The 16,955-nt window shown below is 64.7% G+C and carries 16 protein-coding genes; 4 read left to right on the forward strand and 12 right to left on the reverse strand.

The annotated features are described in order from the left end of the window. Positions 1-90: 90 nt before the first annotated feature. Positions 91-1,854 carry an adenylate/guanylate cyclase domain-containing protein gene (locus FFI89_RS29555; protein ID WP_138831026.1) on the reverse strand — a complete coding sequence of 588 codons (1,764 nt, stop codon included), beginning with the start codon at positions 1,852-1,854 and terminating at the stop codon, positions 91-93. Between the two features lie 272 nt (positions 1,855-2,126). Next, entirely contained in the window at positions 2,127-2,549 is a 423-nt protein-coding gene (locus tag FFI89_RS29560; protein ID WP_138831027.1) for a GFA family protein, read from the reverse strand. Between the two features lie 327 nt (positions 2,550-2,876). Between FFI89_RS29560 and FFI89_RS29565 the strand changes: the two genes are divergently transcribed. After that, positions 2,877-4,262, forward strand: a complete 1,386-nt coding sequence (locus FFI89_RS29565) for an FAD-binding oxidoreductase (protein ID WP_138831028.1) — start codon at positions 2,877-2,879, stop codon at positions 4,260-4,262. 123 nt (positions 4,263-4,385) lie between these two features. On the opposite strand, the gene FFI89_RS29570 is transcribed toward FFI89_RS29565, so the two are convergent. Next, positions 4,386-4,658 carry a DUF2312 domain-containing protein gene (locus FFI89_RS29570; RefSeq protein ID WP_027538822.1) on the reverse strand — a complete coding sequence of 91 codons (273 nt, stop codon included), beginning with the start codon at positions 4,656-4,658 and terminating at the stop codon, positions 4,386-4,388. A gap of 278 nt (positions 4,659-4,936) precedes the next feature. Further along, a complete protein-coding gene (locus FFI89_RS29580; RefSeq protein WP_138831029.1) occupies positions 4,937-5,239 on the reverse strand; it encodes a DUF1244 domain-containing protein in 303 nt (100 codons plus the stop codon). 235 nt (positions 5,240-5,474) lie between these two features. Here FFI89_RS29580 and FFI89_RS29585 point away from each other — a divergent pair, with 235 nt between their 5' ends. Beyond that, on the forward strand, positions 5,475-6,062 hold the full coding sequence (locus FFI89_RS29585) for a DUF1036 domain-containing protein (RefSeq protein ID WP_138831030.1): 588 nt from the start codon (positions 5,475-5,477) through the stop codon (positions 6,060-6,062). Next, a complete protein-coding gene (gene pyk, locus FFI89_RS29590) occupies positions 6,059-7,495 on the forward strand; it encodes a pyruvate kinase (RefSeq protein WP_138831031.1) in 1,437 nt (478 codons plus the stop codon). The genes FFI89_RS29585 and pyk overlap by 4 nt, the downstream gene beginning before the upstream one ends. A 17-nt stretch (positions 7,496-7,512) precedes the next feature. Here the strand turns inward: pyk and FFI89_RS29595 are convergent, their stop codons facing one another. The 7 genes from FFI89_RS29595 to ybgF all read right to left on the reverse strand — a co-directional run bounded on the left by FFI89_RS29595 (position 7,513) and on the right by ybgF (position 15,269). After that, positions 7,513-7,941, reverse strand: a complete 429-nt coding sequence (locus FFI89_RS29595) for an OsmC family protein (protein WP_138831032.1) — start codon at positions 7,939-7,941, stop codon at positions 7,513-7,515. Positions 7,942-8,033: 92 nt separating this feature from the next. After that, a complete protein-coding gene (locus FFI89_RS29600) occupies positions 8,034-8,708 on the reverse strand; it encodes a TetR/AcrR family transcriptional regulator (protein WP_138831033.1) in 675 nt (224 codons plus the stop codon). A 193-nt stretch (positions 8,709-8,901) separates the two neighbouring features. Then, positions 8,902-10,125, reverse strand: a complete 1,224-nt coding sequence (locus tag FFI89_RS29605) for a glycosyltransferase family 87 protein (protein WP_138831034.1) — start codon at positions 10,123-10,125, stop codon at positions 8,902-8,904. 387 nt (positions 10,126-10,512) lie between these two features. Beyond that, positions 10,513-10,944 (reverse strand): DUF3052 family protein, encoded by a 432-nt coding sequence (locus tag FFI89_RS29615; protein ID WP_138831035.1) that lies wholly within the window; start codon positions 10,942-10,944, stop codon positions 10,513-10,515. Between the two features lie 11 nt (positions 10,945-10,955). After that, entirely contained in the window at positions 10,956-12,878 is a 1,923-nt protein-coding gene (ftsH, locus tag FFI89_RS29620; protein ID WP_027538830.1) for an ATP-dependent zinc metalloprotease FtsH, read from the reverse strand. A 255-nt stretch (positions 12,879-13,133) separates the two neighbouring features. After that, positions 13,134-14,162, reverse strand: a complete 1,029-nt coding sequence (gene tilS / locus FFI89_RS29625; protein ID WP_138831036.1) for a tRNA lysidine(34) synthetase TilS — start codon at positions 14,160-14,162, stop codon at positions 13,134-13,136. A gap of 51 nt (positions 14,163-14,213) precedes the next feature. Beyond that, positions 14,214-15,269, reverse strand: a complete 1,056-nt coding sequence (gene ybgF / locus FFI89_RS29630) for a tol-pal system protein YbgF (RefSeq protein ID WP_138831037.1) — start codon at positions 15,267-15,269, stop codon at positions 14,214-14,216. Positions 15,270-15,456: 187 nt separating this feature from the next. Between ybgF and FFI89_RS29635 the strand changes: the two genes are divergently transcribed. After that, positions 15,457-16,329: an alpha/beta fold hydrolase gene (locus FFI89_RS29635; RefSeq protein WP_138831038.1), complete on the forward strand. Its 873-nt coding sequence runs from the start codon at positions 15,457-15,459 to the stop codon at positions 16,327-16,329. Between the two features lie 57 nt (positions 16,330-16,386). Here the strand turns inward: FFI89_RS29635 and pal are convergent, their stop codons facing one another. After that, positions 16,387-16,878: a peptidoglycan-associated lipoprotein Pal gene (pal, locus tag FFI89_RS29640; protein WP_138831039.1), complete on the reverse strand. Its 492-nt coding sequence runs from the start codon at positions 16,876-16,878 to the stop codon at positions 16,387-16,389. Between the last annotated feature and the right edge of the window lie 77 nt (positions 16,879-16,955).

Raw genomic sequence — 16,955 nt, forward strand, 5'->3', positions numbered from 1 at the left:
AAAATCTCTCCCGGAAGATTGCGGGGTCAAGCCCGCGTATGACGCCGTCGGCGCCTCATGGCATCCCGCGCGCGCGTCCCTTTCGCCGCGTCAGGCCGGCAGGCCCGCCGTGAGGAGACCGGCCTGGTGGCGCTCGCGGTCGACTTCTCGCTTGTAGTGCTGGGTGGCGAGGTGGGCGGCCGTCGAGAAGCTCGGCTCGCGCTTTATGACCTCTGCCGCGTGCGCGGCGGCCGCCACGGCGTTGCCCATTTGCGCGAAGGTGGCGGCAAGAAACGCATGATGCGTGTGGTCGGGCCGCGTGATCCGTGAGAAGGCCTCGGCGGCTTCGGCATATTTCTCGGCGCAATAGCAGGCGCGCCCGAGGTGGCTCCAGAAGCGCTCCGGGTGGTACGGGTTGAGGCGCATCGCCTTCTTGATCCAGTCGATGCCCTCCTCCGGCCGCCCGAGCCAGGTTAGAAGCTCGCCTTGCTGCACGACGACGAGGTCGTAGTTGGGGTTGAGCGCGAGCGCCCGCTCCTGATGGTAGGCCGCCTTGTCATGATCCTCGCGATTGAGGTTGAGCGCGGCGAGGATCCGGTGCACGTCGCTGTCGTTGTCGTCGAGCTTGAGTGCGATCTCGAGCTCCGCGGCCACCTGCTCGAAGGTCGCGTCACGATCGGCGCACCAGCTGTAGACCCAGGTCTGCCCGAGCACGCAGGCCCGCCAGGCGTGAGCGTGCGCATAGTTGGGGTCAAGCGTGATGGCCCGCTCGAGCAGACGTTGCGCTTCCGCATTGTCTTCCCGCGTCGAGCGATGGTGCAGCACCTTGGCGGCCAGCACGCACTCGTAGGCCGCCATGTTGTCGGTCGGCTTGCGCTTGACGCGGTCGTGGGCCGCCGCCTCGACGCGGCCCGGCAGCGTCGCCACGATCGCGTGCGTCATCTCGTCCTGGATGGCGAAGATATCGGCAAGCTCCCGGTCGTAGCGCTCGGCCCAAACGTGCCGGTCGGCCTCTGCGTCGATCAACTGCACCGTGACGCGAATACGATCGCCCGCCTTTCGCACGCTGCCTTCCAGCACGTAGTCGACGGCAAACTCCTTCGCGACCTCCTGCACCTTCACGGCCTTGCCCTTGTACACGAAGGTCGAGTTGCGCGAGATCACGAGCAGGTCGTGGAAGCGCGACAGCTCGGTGATGATGTCCTCGGTCAGTCCGTCGGCGAAGAACTCCTGCTCGGGATCGCCGCTCATGTTGACCAGCGGCAGCACCGCGATCGAGGGCTTTCTGGCGACCGTCGGCGCCGCCGCATTCCCCACCTGGTCGGGTACCATCCTGGAATCCGAATCGAGACGGATGCGGAAGACCCGGATCGGGCGCGCGATGTTCTTGACGGTCTGGTCGCCGAGATCCTCAAAGCTCAGATCTTCCAGACGATCGCCGACCTGATCGCGGACCGCGCCCGAAACACAGATACCGCCGGACTCGGCCAGCACTTCCAGGCGGGATGCGACATTGACGCCGTCGCCGAATATGTCGTTGCCGTCAACGATCACATCGCCAAGATTGATGCCGATGCGAAACTGCATCCATCGCGCCGGTGCGACGTCCGCGTTGCGTCGCGCCATCCGGCGCTGAACCTCCGCCGCGCACAACACCGCATCGACGACGCTGTGGAACTCGACCAGCAGGCCGTCGCCGGTGGTCTTGATGATGCGGCCGCGATTCTTGGTGATGGCCGGATCGATCAGCTCGATCCGATGGGTCTTCAGGCGCGCAAGCGTGCCCGTCTCGTCAGCCTCCATGAGCCGACTAAAGCCGACCATGTCGGCGGCGAGGACCGCAGCGAGCCGTCGCTCTGGTCCAGGCACGTCCATTTCTTCGTTCCTTCGCAGGGCAGTCTAGCAGATCAGAGGCCTTAGCCCAAGCTTTCGCGCGCCGCGAGCAGGCCACGCCACCGCCGCTGCGCCCCGAAATCAAAAGATAAGCCCAAAATATCCTCGCACCCATATTAACGAGCTTAGGCCGTACCGCGACTTGTCCGAGCGGGTTGCCGACCAGAACAACTCTCCCGGGAAAGACCGCATTCAATGGTTTCGGCGATCGCCAAATAGCGGCCATGCGACTTGTAGATGCGTTCGCCGTTTTCTCAATCCGGGACGACCTCTCCTGAACCGCCAAACTCCTTCGGAAAATCCCTCAGCTTGGGAACGCCGTCTCGCATCGGCAAAACTGTCTGAGCGTAATTTACGTGTACACCGGGCGTAAATTTCAACGTCGGTAGTACCGCCGCGAAAACGTCGACTAATTCCAGGGGCGGATGATTGGTCATCAGGTGCCCGCCGCATTTCGCGCAATACTTGCGCTGGCTGAGCTCAGTCTTCTGGAACGTCGCGACATGCTCGGCTCCCGCCGTGATCCGTACCGCCTCCGGCTTCCAGAGGCTGAAGGCGTTTACAGGTCCGCCGGACCACGAACGACAAGAATCGCAATGACAATAGCCCATGGCCTCCGGTGCCCCCGTGACCTCCAGTTTGACTGCGCCGCAAAAGCAGCTTCCAAAGTGAGGCATCGGCTCCCTCCTTCGGGTTCGTTCGCTATCGGTAGCGAGCGCGGGGGACACTCCGGCGTTACACTAACAAACTAGTAGGCCCGCCGCATCCTTCGATCGGAGAACGAAATGGGGGAATTGCGGTCCTTCGCGAAGGTCCGGTCAGCGGTCATTCGCTACAGAGATGCATTGTCGACACGACGTCAACTTGAGAGCGACCAAATGACGGACACCGCGGGGTGTCTCAAACGTGGCATCCCACGGTGAAGGCCGGATTTTGCCAACGTCCGAAGACGGGAGTAACCTCAAGCTCAATCAGCCGATCATTGCGTAGAACAGGAGGATGTCATGCAAGCCATGGCCACCGAAGTTTTCATCGGCAACATGCGCGGCCCGGTCATCAGGCGAACGGATGCCGATTATGACGCTGTGCGGAGCCTCTACAACGGGATGATCGACAAGAGTCCCGTGATGATTGCGCGGTGTACCGACGTCGCTGACGTTGTCACTGCGGTCAATTTTGCAAGGCAGAACGAACTCCAGGTCGCGATCCGCGGAGGCGGGCACAACGGGCCGGGGCTTAGCAGTGTGGATGGCGGGCTGATGGTCGATATGTCGATGATGAAAGGCGTGCGGGTCAATCCCGCCGCCCGCACCGTCCGCGTCGGTCCCGGCTGCACGCAAGGCGATGTCGACCACGCCACGCATGTTTACGGGCTCGCCGTGCCGGCCGGCATCGTCTCGACGACCGGCATTGCCGGCCTCACGCTTGGCGGCGGCACCGGATACCTCACCCGCAAGTATGGCCTCACCATCGACAATCTGCTCGAGGCGGATGTCGTGCTCGCCGACGGCCGAATTGTCACCGCCAACAAATCAGAGAACGCCGACCTCTACTGGGGCCTGCGCGGCGGCGGCGGCAATTTCGGCATCGTCACGAGCTTCCTGTTCCAGGCTCACCCGGTGAACATGGTCTATGCCGGTCCAGTGTTCTGGGATCTCGAAAATGCCCGGACTATCATGCAGAAGTACAGGGATTTCCTGCCTGGCGCTCCCGAGGACCTCGGGGCCTTTGTCGGCTTGAAGACTGTTCCACCTGTCGATCCATTCCCGGCGGAGCATCAGGGCAAGCGCGCCTGCGCCATCATCGCTTGCTACAACGGTCCGATGGAAGATGGCCAGGCGGTTATGGCCAAGTTGCTCGATGGCCTGCCCCCGCCGCTCTTCAACTGGATGGGCGAAATGCCCTATCCAGCCCTCCAGGCCATGTTCGATCCGTTCTTTCCAAAAGGCTTGCAATGGTACTGGCGCGGCGATTTCGTGAAAGAACTGACCGACGAAGCGATCGACGTTCATATCGCCCGGGCAGGGAAACTTCCGAGCGCGCTTTCGCTCATGCATCTTTATCCGATCGACGGCGCTGTCCGTCGTGTCGGCAAGAGCGACACCGCCTGGAACACGCGCGACGCCACTTGGTCGATGGTTATCGCCGGCATCGATCCCAATCCGCAAAAGGCGGGCGAAATTACGCGCTGGACCAAGGGCTACTGGGAGGCCGTGCATCCTTACTCCGCTGACGGCGGCTATGTGAACTTCATGATGGACGATGGGGACGACAGCAGGCTCAAGGCCACCTATGGCGACAACTATGATCGCCTTGTCGCCTTGAAGGGCAAATACGACCCGACGAACTTCTTCCGCTTGAACCAGAACATCAGGCCGCTGCACTCATAAACGGTCAGCGGCTTCACGGCCGGGGATTGGATCGCGTTCGGTGTACGCCGAACGCGCCATTCAGCGCCAGCCACGCAGGCTCAACCGCGCAGGCTTGCGCGCGCCGAAAAATGCCTGCCGGCCTCACAGCATCCCGAGGGCCTGCATGTAGGTTTCCAGGATGGTTTCCTCTTCGGCGCGCTCGTTGGCGTCCTGCTTGCGCATCCGGATGATGGTCCGCAGCGCCTTGACGTCGAAGCCGTTGCCCTTGGCCTCGGCGTAGACGTCGCGGATATCGTCGGAGATCGTCTTCTTTTCTTCTTCCAGACGCTCGATCCGCTCGATGATGGCCTTGAGCTGGTCTTTGGCGAATTTGGTCGCGGGCTCGTCCTGGACGGCGGCGGCGGAAGTGGCCATCGGGTACTCCTGAATGGAACTGACGTTGAGACTGAAAGATCAAGCGCCGCACGCTTGGGCGCGCGGCGCTTTTGTCGGATTGACCCTCAAGATTGGGGCTGCCTGCGTCAAGGAAACATCGCACTCATCCACAGCGCGCCCACAGGAAGGTAAGCCTGCCAGCGACGTCATTCCGGGATGGTCCGAAGGACCAGACCTCAGATGCGCAATTGCGCATCGGGGAATCTCGAGATTCCGGGTTCGATGCTGCGCATCGCCCCGGAATGACGTGCCTAACGTCAATGCCCGCTATGGGCCTTTTTCATCGCCTCAAGCTGCTCCGGGCTGGCGGAGCCCTGAAACTTCGATTTCCAGGTCTCATACGGCATGCCGTAGATCGCCTCGCGGCTCTCGTCCTTGCTGATTGCCACACCCATGGCGTCGGCCTCTTCCTTCATCCAGTTCGACAGGCAGTTGCGGCAGAAGCCGGCCAGGTTCATCAGGTCGATGTTCTGGACGTCGGTGCGAGAGCGCAGATGCCCGACCAGGCGCCGAAAGGCGGCGGCTTCGAGCTCCGTTCTGGTTTTGTCGTCAATCGTCATGGCCGTGGGTCCCGCTTTGGTGGGCATGATCCGGGAAAAGGGAGCGCTGTTTGCCGAAAAGACCATGCCCGAACAGAAAGCTCAGCATATTGATATCAGGTAGGAATTGTCACAGATTTTGCCATATCGGCGCGCAAAACAGGGCCCTTCCGGTGGCAATTTCGGCACCACGGCGAATTCATGGTTTGCCGGTGGGCCGCGCCAAATCGTCAATCATTTGATATAGCCTCGCTGCATGACTGCAATAGATTCTCTCCGTTCGGCCCCCCTCTCCGCTCGCCTGACCGCCGGCCTCCTGCCGGTCCTGGCATTTGCGGTGATGTTCCTCTGGAACGGCCCGGCCGCGGCTGATTTCCGGCTCTGCAACAACACCTCGAGCCGGGTCGGCATCGCGCTCGGCTACAAGGACGCCGAGGGCTGGACCACCGAGGGCTGGTGGAACGTATCCTCGCGCAGTTGCGAGACGCTGCTGCGCGGAACGCTTGTCGCACGCTTCTATTATATCTACGCGCTGGACTATGACCGCGGCGGCGAATGGTCGGGGCAGGCCTTCATGTGCTCGCGCGACAAGGAATTCACCATCAAGGGCACCGAGAATTGCCTGGCACGCGGCTTCGACCGCACCGGGTTCTTCGAAGTCGATACCGGCGAACAGCGAGCATGGACCGTGCAACTGACCGAAGCCAACGAGCAACCGGCGCAACGCGTGCCGGGAATTCCGGGGACGATGGGTCCGGGAAGCCCCGGCGGGGTTCCCGGACTGCCGCCGGGCGGGACGCCGCCGGGCGGACCGGGACTGCCGCCAGCGGCACCCAAGCAATGAGGCGGCTCCGTCGTATCAAGATCCTCGCAACGCTCGGCCCGGCATCGTCAGACAGCGCGATGATCCGCAAGCTGTTCGAGGCCGGCGCGGACGTATTCCGCATCAATATGAGCCATACGCCGCACGACAAGATGCGCGAGCTGGTCAAGACCATCCGCAATGTCGAGAGCAGCTATGGTCGGCCGATCGGCATCCTCGTCGATCTGCAGGGGCCGAAGCTGCGGCTCGGCGCCTTCGCCGAAGGCTCGACCCAACTCAAGAACGGCCAGAGCTTCGTGCTCGATTCCGACAAGACGCCCGGCGACAACAGCCGCGTTCAGCTGCCGCATCCCGAAATCCTGGCGGCGCTGCGGCCGGGCCATGCGCTGCTGCTCGACGACGGCAAGGTGCGCCTGATCGCCGAGGAGACCTCGTCCGACCGCGCGGTGACGCGGGTGGTGATCGGCGGCAAGATGTCGGACCGCAAGGGCGTCAGCCTGCCCGACACCGACCTGCCGGTGTCGGCGATGACGCCGAAGGATCGCGCCGATCTCGAGGCCGCGCTGACGACCGGCGTAGACTGGATAGCGCTGTCGTTCGTGCAGCGCGCCGAAGACGTCAACGAAGCCAAGCGGATCATCCGCGGCCGCGCCGCCGTGATGGCCAAGATCGAGAAGCCGCAAGCGATCGACCGGCTCGGCGAGATCCTCGAGGTTTCCGACGCGCTGATGGTGGCGCGCGGCGATCTCGGCGTCGAACTGCCGCTGGAGCGGGTGCCCAGCCTGCAGAAACAGATGACGCGGATGGCGCGCCGTGCCGGCAAGCCGGTCGTGATCGCGACCCAAATGCTGGAATCGATGATCCAAGCGCCGGTGCCGACCCGCGCCGAAGTCTCCGACGTCGCCACCGCGGTCTATGAAGGCGCCGACGCCATCATGCTGTCGGCGGAATCCGCGGCCGGAAAATTCCCGGTCGAGGCGGTCTCGACCATGAACCGCATCGGCGAGGAAGTGGAGCGCGACCCGACCTATCGCTCGGTGCTGTCGGCGCAGCAGCCCGAACCGGAGAATACGGTCGGCGACGCCATCGCGGATGCCGCGCGGCAGATCGCCGAGACGCTGGAATTGTCCGCGATCATCTGCTGGACCTCGTCGGGCTCGACCGCGATCCGCGTGGCGCGCGAACGGCCGAAGCCGCCAGTGGTCGCGATCACGCCGAACCTCGCCACGGGGCGCAAATTGTCGGTCGTGTGGGGCGTGCATTGCGTGGTGGCGGAAGACGCCCACGACCAGGACGACATGGTCGACCGCGCCGGCTCGATCGCGTTCCGCGACGGTTTCGCCAAGGCAGGCCAGCGCGTGATCATCGTCGCCGGCGTGCCGCTCGGCATCGCCGGCACCACCAACATGGTCCGCATCGCCTATGTCGGGAAGGACGGCGACGCGAAGAAGTGACGGCAAAGCCGGACCACTTAGCCCTGCAGCGTCGCCTCCAGCGTGATCTTCGTATTCAGGAGTTTCGACACCGGGCAGCCGGCTTTCGCCATGCCCGCCAACTCCTGGAATTTCGCGTTGTCAGCGCCGGGGATCTTTGCGGTCAGCGTGAGATGAACCGCCGTGATCGCAAAACCGTCGCCGACTTTCTCCAGCGTAACGTCGGCCTTGGTCGCCATCTGCTCTGCGGTGAGCTTGGCTTCGCCCAGGATCAGCGATAGCGCCATGGTGAAACAGGCGGCGTGCGCCGCGCCGATCAGCTCCTCCGGATTGGAGCCGGGCTTGCCCTCGAAGCGGCTGGCGAAGCCGTAGGGGTAGTCGGCCAGCGCGCCGCTCTTGGTTGAGATCGCGCCCTTGCCGTCCTTGATGCCGCCCTGCCATTTGGCCGACCCGAATGTCGTCGTCATGTGTCGCTCCTTGCACCATCGTTGACGTCATTGACTACGCCGCAGTCTGGCGGATGGTTGCGTCAAGGCGGTGTCGGGCGAGCAGGAATTTTCTAGGCGCCGACCAGCGTCTTGGCCGGCAACACCGCCTGCACCACGAGGCCGCGGGCGCGGGCGTCCATGACGCCGACGGCGCGCAGCGCCAGCAACGTCACGGTCTGCACGGCGTCGCGCAGCTTGCCGGAATCGTCCTTGTTATCCGGCGCCAGCGGGCCGACCAGGGCTTCGTGCAACGCGCCGAGCAGCGCGGTGGCGGCAAGCGCGGTGTCCTGCGCCGGCAGATGTCCGGCGCGCACCGCGGCATCGATCCGCGTGGCGATCTCGCCGGAGATTTCGCGGCGGCTGGCAAGCCTCGATGCCGAGACGTCGACGTCGACCGGCTCGGCGAGAATGCCCCAAGAGAGCTTGCGCTGCGACAGCACGTGGACGGCGACCGTGGTGACGGCCGCCGCGAGCGCCGATGACGGACCGGGCGCGGCATCCGCCGCACGCCGGATCGCCGCCAGTTCGTCACGCGAAACCTCGGCAATCAACTCGGAAATCAGCTCGGCCTTGGACGGGAAATAACGATAGACGGTACCGGCCGCGACATTGGCCCGGACCGCCACCGGTGCGATCTGTACCGCGGCCATGCCGCCGTCGGCCGCGGCATCCCGCGCCGCCGCCAGAATGGCACCGCGCCGGGCTGCCAGCCGCTTCACAACCTGATGGGTTCGCCGATAAACCATGGCGCGTTTCCCGTCCCCAGCGCGCCCCAGGAGGCCTTCGAGGCCCCGGAACGCGCGCGTCTTCAATGTTTTGAGCGATTGAACGCCAACCGCTTTGAAGAAGTGAACAACTATTCAGACCGCCTGACAAGACGATTTCGCGCGCCCGCGTGACCATGAAAGCGACAAGCCGGCGAACGGGGCCTGAGGGAGCCTAGGCGCCTGCCGCAACCAGCGCCGGCACAGGCTCGCGGCGCCACCAGGGGCCGGCGCGACGCAGGACGAGCGCGGCCACGATCAGCGTGGCGCCGAACCCGAGCGGCACGCCGGAGCAGATGAAGCCGATGATCAGGAGCGCCGCACAGCCGAGCGCCGGAAGTTCGTAACGACGGAAGCCGTCCCTGAGACCGATACGGACCAGGAAGGCCGTGGGAATGGCGAGCACCGTCAGGTCGTACATGAAGAGATAGGGCGTGGTCAGCAGGGTGCCGGCGGCAAGTGCGGCGGCCTTCAACGTATAGGGCACGCGGCTGCGCCACAGCAGCGCCAGCACGACGGCGACGGACGCCGTGAGGACCCACTGGAATCCCCACGCCAGTTGTTCGGTGCCGCCGAAATAGCGCACCAGCGCGAAGATGCTCTGCAGCTTCCACCACGGCGCTTTGCCCTCGGTCAGGAACGCCTGCGAGAACATCGGCATCCAGTGGAAAAAGGCCTGCCAGCTCTCGGTGCCGAACGCGAGCCAGGAGACAAACGCCAGCACAACGACGGTCACGCCGGCGGCAACAAACGCGCGCCATTGCGCGGCGGCGATCAGCACGACCGGAAACAGCAGCCCGTATTGCGGCTTGTAGCTGAGGAGTCCGAGGCAAATGCCGGCGAGGATCGGCCGCACCGGCAACAGATACAGCGTGGCGCCGATCAGTGCCGCGGTGAGAAAGCCGTTCTGGCCGACGAAGATATTGCTGAACACGACCGGGACGGCGAGCGCGAGCAGGAAGCCGAAGTTGCGGCCGACGATGGCGCGCATGACGGCAAGATAAGGCACAATGCTGACGGCCACCCAGCCGATGAACGCAACGGGGTAAGGAAACTGCGCCAGCAGCGATGCGACGAACAGAAACGGCGGCGGATAGTGCCAGGCGAAATAGCCGACGAAATCCTGCCCCAGCAGATCGACCTCAACCTGCTTCTGGATCACCCAGTCATAGGCCTGCGCCGGATGACCATCGAGCACCAGGCGGCCGGCAGCCCAGACGTTGACGAAGTCGGTCGGAATTCCCAGGCCGTTGACGTCGTAGATCCACCAATGCGCAAAGAACGCGGTCGGGAAGAACGTCGCGTTGATGACGAACAGCACAAAGCACGCTTTCACCAGCGCCGCGGGAACGGCGCCGGGATCCGGCGCGGTCACGGAAGTGGAAACGGAAGCAGCCATGCGAGGTCCTCAGGGCTTACGCGCGGCCTGTTCGAGCGCGCGCACCCCTTCAGCAATAGGCCGGACTGAATTGAGGAAATCTTAAGGTTTGGGGGCGGCGGCAGGGGATTTTGGGCGCTACTCATCCGCCGCCGTCATTCCCCGGTGCGCAATTGCGCACCTGAGGGCGGCGCGAAGCGGCGAACTACGATGTGCTATTGCACATCTGAGAATCTCGAGATTCCCCGATGCGCAATTGCGCATCTGAGGTTCGCGCAAAAAAGCGCGCCCCGGAATGACGCCTTCACTCAATTCCCGGTCTGCAACTCGCCGAAGCGATCCCAGGTCTTGCCGTTGAAGCGCATGAACTGCATCTGGTCGACCGGCACGGATGCAAAAGCGCGCGGACTAATTTGGCCGCCTGCGCCCTGGCTCGGTTCGCTGATTTTTGGGGATCACGAATTTCAATCCGGACCAGGTGTCATCGATCGCGCAAACCTTGATATCGACGAGGCCAAGCGGGAGCGCGGTGTCGCGCACCACGACATCCGTCAGGTCGGTCGCGACGCCGGAAGATTTCTTCGGCCACGACACCCAGATCATGCCGTCCGGCGCGATCGCCGCGCGGTAGTCGCGCAGCCGGGCAGCTAACCCTTTCGCTTCGGTCACGAACAGATGCACCATGTCGAGCGGCGCTTTCGCAGCGCGCGCCAGCGTTACGCCGGTGGGCAATTTGCCGACGATATCGGCATAGGCGGCAGGCGCGCCGGCGCTGAAAATGAAAAAGCCCGGCTTGATGCCGAGCTTTTCCACAACAGGCTTGCCGGAAGTGCCGGCCATCCGCGACGGCCTTACGCCTGCGGCTGCGGCTCCAGGCCGGCATCCGGATCGGGCCGCGGGCGCGACTTGCCGGCCGGCGGCACGGCGGAGGCGCGCGGCGTGGTCGGCTCTAGCACGGACTCGCGATTGGGCTTCTTGCCGTTGAGCAGGTCCTGAATTTCGTCGCCGCTCAGCGTTTCGAACTCCAAGAGACCCTTGGCAAGCGCTTCAAGGTCCGCGCGCTTCTCGGTCAGGATTCGCGTGGCTTCGTTGTAGCCTTCCTCGACAAAGCGCCGGATCTCGGTGTCGATCTTCTGAACCGTAGCTTCCGAAGCGTTCTGGGTGCGGGAAACCGACATGCCGAGGAACACCTCGTCCTGGTTCTCACCGTAGGACACGGTGCCGAGGGCCTCCGAGAGGCCCCAGCGCGTCACCATCATGCGCGCAAGCCGCGTTGCCTGCTCGATGTCGGACGATGCGCCTGACGTCACCTTCTCCTTGCCGAACACCAGCTCTTCCGCGACGCGTCCGCCCATCATGATGGCAAGGCGCGACGTCATCTGCTCGAGCGACATCGACAGCTTGTCGCGCTCGGGGAGCTGCATCACCATGCCGAGCGCACGTCCGCGCGGAATGATCGTGGCCTTGTGGATCGGATCGGTCGCGACGACGTTGAGGCCGACGATGGCATGGCCGCCCTCGTGATAGGCCGTCAGCAGCTTCTCTTCCTCGGTCATGACGAGCGACTTGCGCTCGGCGCCCATCATCACCTTGTCCTTGGCCTCTTCGAACTCGGCCTGCGTCACCATGCGCTTGTTGCGCCGGGCAGCCGTCAGCGCTGCCTCGTTGACGAGGTTCATCAGGTCGGCGCCGGAGAAGCCGGGCGTACCGCGCGCGATGGTCTTGAGGTTGATATCCGGCGCCAGCGGCACCTTGCGGACGTGAACCTTCAGGATCTGCTCGCGACCGACAACGTCCGGATTCGGCACCACCACCTGGCGGTCGAAGCGGCCGGGACGCAGCAGCGCGGGATCGAGCACGTCAGGCCGGTTGGTCGCCGCGATCAGGATCACGCCTTCATTGGCTTCGAAACCGTCCATCTCGACCAGCAACTGGTTGAGGGTCTGTTCGCGCTCGTCGTTGCCGCCGCCGAGACCGGCACCGCGATGACGGCCGACCGCGTCGATTTCGTCGATGAAGATGATGCAGGGCGCGTTCTTCTTGGCCTGCTCGAACATGTCGCGGACACGGCTGGCGCCGACGCCGACGAACATTTCGACGAAGTCCGAACCCGAAATCGTGAAGAACGGCACGTTGGCTTCACCCGCGACCGCGCGTGCGATCAGGGTTTTGCCGGTGCCGGGAGGACCGACCAGCAGCACGCCGCGCGGAATCCGTCCGCCGAGGCGCTGGAATTTTCCGGGGTCGCGCAGAAACTCGACGATTTCCTGCAGGTCCTGCTTGGCCTCGTCGACGCCGGCAACGTCCTCGAAGGTGACGCGGCCATGCGCTTCCGTCAGCATCTTGGCGCGCGACTTGCCGAAGCCCATCGCCTTGCCGGCACCGCCCTGCATCTGCCGGGACAGGAAGATCCAGACGCCGATCAGGGCGATGAAGGGCAGCCAGGAGACCAGCAGCGACACGAACCACGGCACGTTGTCGCCGGGCGGCTTCGCGGTGATCGAGACCTTGCCGTTATACAGGCGCGAGACCAGCGTTGGGTCGTTCGGCGCATAGGTCTGGAACGAGGAGCCGTTGGTGAAGGTGCCGTGGATTTCCGGTCCCTGGATCACGACGTCGCGAACATGGTTCTGGTCGACTTCGCTCAGCAGCTGCGAGAACGAGATATCCTGCGAGGACGCGCGCTGACCCGGATTCTGGAAAAGCGTAAACAGTGCCAACAGCAGCAAGACAATGATGACCCAGAGGGCGAAATTGCGCAGATTGGCGTTCATTGAACTTCCTTCGTGGTCGCGCGGATCGCGGCCTTATGTCCTTGGCAGTATCCCTTGGGTAGCCACGAGGGAGTCCCCGGATAACTGGATACAATCTAGGTGCCGTCCCGGTCGATGCCAAGGGAAGCACGCAGGACTATTTAACGCATCCTAGCGCGATTCCCGGTCAAATAATGGCGTTGTTTCAGCAGTTTTTCGGGGCTGGTTAAGGCTGTCCGCCCCATTAAGCCGCATCTGGAGATATCGGGCGGATTCTCACCCCGTCCTGCCGCGGCGCGGCGGCGCCGGATCGACGTAAATTCGGCCACGGCTGAGCCCGATCACGGCTCCGGCCAGGGTCTGTTTCAGCCGTGGCTGGCCGTCCGCGATGGCCCGATCCAGGGCCCCCAGCAGCGCCTCCAGTTTACCGAGTTCCACCGGCCCCTCGTGACCGACACGATCGATCGCGCGCTTCAGCAGCCGGAGCCGGATTTCCTCCGCCAGGCCGGCAAACGCGCCGGCGTCGAACCCAAAGCGCGAGGCATCGTTGCGATCCCTCAGCGCGAGATATCGCTCGGCGCCGTCGGCCAGCACCTCGATCGCGGCGTTCGCCCGCGCCAGCCGCGAGGCCAGCCGCGCCAGGTTACGGCTGTCGCCGCCCTCCTCGGCCAGAACAGGCATCAGCGCCCGCAACCGGGGTCGCGTGTAGCTGGCGTCGCGATTGGTCGGGTCGTCGGCGAAAGCGATCTTCGCCCGGTTCAGCGTCGCGACCAGCTGCGATTTCGGAATGTCGAGCAGCGGCCGCGCCAGCCGTACGCCTTCGCGCTCGCTCTCGCGGGCCATGGCAGCGAGGCCGGCAATGCCGCTACCGCGCAGCATCCGCATCAGCAGGGTCTCGGCCTGGTCGTCGCGGGTGTGCGCGGTCAGGATATGCGTGGCACCACCGGCGCGGGCGGCCTGCGCCAGTAGCCGGTACCGCGCGGCGCGGGCGGCCGCCGGCAATCCGGTCTTCGGCTTGACGCCGCTCCAGCGCAGCGTGCGATGGGGCAGATCGAGGTCCTTTGCCAGCCGTTTGACGTCACGCGCCTCGCGCGCGGCTTCGCGCCGCAAGCCATGATCGACGGTGACGGCGATCAGCCGAGGGCCGCGCGTCAGGGCGCGGCGCCAGCGCGCCGCGAGCCACATCAGCGCGATCGAATCCGGCCCGCCGGACACCGCGAGCACGATCGCGGGCGCGGCCTTCCAGTCCGCGAACAGGCGCTTCGCCTGGCTTACCGAGATCGGGGAATGGTCGTCGTCGGACATAGGCGGCGCTGGCTTACGCAAGGCCAATAGCGGCCTCGACCAGCGGCAACGTTAGCACTTAACCCGCTTTTGCTCACGGTCGACGGCAGCCTTGACGCCGGCCGAGGCCCGCGGATATTTCCGCGTCACTTCGCCGAGTGCGGCGCAGGCGGCTTCCTTTTCCTTCAGCGCCGCCAGCGACTGGCCGAGCCGCAGCAGCGAATCCGGCGCCTTGGCGGATTTGTCGAACTTGGTGGTCACGCCGAGAAAGGCTTCCGCAGCGTCGCGATATTGCTGGCGCTGGAAGTAGCTCTCGCCGAGCCAGTATTGCGAATCCGCGATCAGGGGATCGCTCGGATACTTCTGCGCAAAATTCTTCATGGTCTCTTCGGCCAGCGCGTAATCCTTGCGCTGCATGTAGCCGATGCCGAGATCGAACTCGTCCTTGGGCGTGGCTGACGGCGGCAGCGTTGTCAGCGCGGCGCTGGCGGGGCCTCGCGGCGGCGCGCCGGCGGGATCGCGCGGGCTGGTGGCACCGAGATCGAGCGGTTCGCCGGCGCCGCGTCCACCGGGCGCTCCGATCGGCGCTTCGTTGGCGACCGGCATCTGACCGCCGCCGAGCGCGCGCGGCGCACCGGGAGCGCCGGGATTCTGGCTGGGGTCGAAGGCATCGCCGCGGCGGCGGCCAGGCGCCTGCGGGGCGGCCGGCTCCTGCATGATCGGGGCAGGTGCCGCGATCTGCGGCTGGTCGTAGCCCGGCTGTGCCGCGGGATAACCGGGCTGCGCCTGCGGTTGGCGATAGCCGGGGTTCGGCTGAGCCGGCGGCAGCGCGGCCATGCCGGGTTGCGCGGCCTGGGGCTGGGCTGCCTGAGGCTGAACAACTTGCGGCTGGCCGCCGGGCGCCGCACCGAGCTGCCGCAGCCGATCTTCGAGCTGCCGGTTCCGGTACTGCAGTTCCTCGTTCTGGCCCGTCAGTTGCCGCAGCTGGTTTTCCAGCCGCTGGATCCGCATTTCCGCATCGGCGTCGTCGGCCTGGGCCAGTACCTGTGTGAGCGCGGCCTGGGAAGACAGAGCCAGCATCGCGACGATCGCCGCGGCGCCGGCAGCATTGAGAAACCTGGGTGACATTTTGCCCTGACGAAGAAAATCGCGTTGACCCGCGAAAGCGGTACGAATTGAGGGAGGGAGTACGCCGGAATTGTGACTGGCGTTTCCGAATCCGCACGGTGGATTACGCTATGGTTTAGTGTCGGCTTCAAAACAAGCAAGCGTGATCGTCGAGCGGCCCGTTCATCTAGCTGAAGGAAGCCAGCCCATGCATGTGTCCGTGAACGGGGTGCGGCTGTTCTTCGACGTCGAGGGTGCGAAGTTCGTTCCCGACGGCCCGACGATGCGGGAAAAACCGGTGCTGCTGATGCTTCACGGCGGTCCCGGCGCCGACCACTCGATCTACCGGCCCGCCTACTCCGCTTTGGCCGACATTGCCCAGATCGTCTATCTCGACCATCGCGGCAACGGCCGCAGCGAGGACGGCGCGCGCGAGGGCTGGAATCTGGCGCAGTGGGGCGACGACGTTCGCGCCTTCTGCGAGGTGCTCGGCATCGTCGATCCGATCGTGCTCGGCGCATCGTTCGGCGGCATGGTGGCGATGGCCTACGCCACCCGCCATCCCGCACACCCTTCGAAGCTGATCCTCATCAGCACCGCCGCGTCCGGCGCCGAATATCTGCACCGGCGTATCGAACTGTTCGAACGCTTTGGCGGCGCGGAAGTCGGCGCGCTGGCGCGCCGCCATTTCCTGGAAGTCGGAGGTCACACCGGCCAGGCCTCGCTGGAGGCGTGGCGACGACTGGCGATGCCGCACTACTTCCGCAAGCCCCGCGACCCCGACATGGCGCGCCGCGCCGTCGGCCGCCCGGAGGTGCTGTTCTGGTTCGCCGGACCTGATGGCGAGAGCCACCGCTTCAATCTGTTTCCCGAACTGCATCGGATCCAGTGTCCGACCCTGGTGCTCGGCGGTGAGGACGACCCTATGCACCCGATCGAAAGTCAGGCGGATATCGCAGCCGCGCTGCCGCCGCATCTCGTGCAGTTCGAACGGTTTGCCGATTGCGGGCACGCGGTCATGCCCGATGCACCCGAGCGCACGACCGCCGTGATCCGGGACTTCGTCTTGCGCGCAAAATAAAACCGGCACCCGAAGGTGCCGGTTTCGAATTCTGCGAAGGCCGACTTGAGGCCGAATTTACGAGCTGGCGTTCAGCACGGTGACGGCGCGACGGTTCTGCGACCAGCAGGAGATGTCGTTGCAGACCGCGACCGGACGCTCCTTGCCGTAGGAGATCGTGCGCATGCGGTTGGCATCGATGCCGCGCGATGCGAGATAGGTTCGCACCGACTGGGCACGGCGCGCGCCGAGCGCGATGTTGTATTCGCGGGTGCCGCGCTCGTCGGCATGTCCTTCGATGGTGAAGGAATAGCGGTTGTAGGTCTGCAGCCACTGGGCCTGTTTTTCCAGGGTCGCGATCGCCTGCGGGCTCAGGTCGGTCTGGTCGCTCTCGAAGAACACGCGGTCGCCGACATTGACCACGAAATCCTGCTGGCTGCCCGGGGTCGCCGCACTGGCCATCGCGCCGTCAGGGCCGACGTTGTTTTTGGCGCAGGCGCCCATCGAGAGCGCCACGGCAAGCACCGCAGCCACCTTCCAACCCTGGAGGTTACGCATTTGATATTTCATTCCGGAGCCTCCACGCTCACGTTTTCGAACTGTCATCCCGGTCTACAGGTCGATGGTTAAGCGAACGTTCCGTCAAC

The sequence above is a fragment of the Bradyrhizobium sp. KBS0727 genome (genome assembly GCF_005937885.2).
Lineage (GTDB): Bacteria > Pseudomonadota > Alphaproteobacteria > Rhizobiales > Xanthobacteraceae > Bradyrhizobium.